The following is a 775-nucleotide window of genomic DNA, read 5'->3' as shown; positions in this document are numbered from 1 at the left end:
GTGTATCTGTCTCATTATCAATTAGCTACATTGGCTATAAGACTCTTGAGGTGGATGTGTATGAATACACTGAGCCGCTGACAGTGTATCTCCATGAAGACCGCAACTTCTTGAGCGAAGTGGTTGTGGTGGGCTATGGCACACAAAAGCGGAAAGAGTTGACGGGTTCCGTAGCAACAGTCAATAAACAAGCCTTGTCGCAAATTTCTACTTCGTTTGAAAGTTTGTTGGGCGGTGCTGTTTCCGGCTTGAACGTGACCCAAACTTCCGGACAGCCGGGTGCCGGATTCAATATCCGTATTCGCGGTGCCAACTCCGTAACGGCTGCCAATGAGCCGCTTTATGTGATAGACGGCGTGATTGTGTATGACGACAACGGAGCCACGTCGTCCGCTTCGGGCACAGGTGTTACCCGCGTAGGTGGTCGCATCGACCCTTTGGCGAGTATAAATCCGAGTGATATTGAGTCGGTGGATGTCCTGAAAGACGTGTCGGCTACCGCAATTTACGGGTCGCGGGGTGCCAATGGAGTTATCATTATTACTACCAAAAGTGGTAAAAAAGGGAAAAACAACATTGAGTATCAGTATTCTATCGGTGTGCAGCAAGCCGCTAAAAAGTTAGACCTGCTGGGGGCAAGCGACTGGGCGCGATTGAACAAGGAAATTTATCAGGTTACGGAGTTTGATAAAGGGGAATATTACGGATGGACTGATGCGCAGTTGGATGCTTTGGGCAAAGGAACAAACTGGCAAGATGCCGCTTTGCATCCAGC

1 protein-coding gene is annotated in these 775 nt (G+C 49.2%); it reads left to right on the top strand.

The features are described from left to right. A partial coding sequence (locus ASC50_RS02200) for a TonB-dependent receptor plug domain-containing protein (RefSeq protein ID WP_158648296.1) occupies positions 1–775 on the top strand: 775 nt, incomplete at both ends.

The organism is Candidatus Symbiothrix dinenymphae, from assembly GCF_001431085.1.
This window is presented reverse-complemented; position numbering and strand designations above follow the sequence as displayed.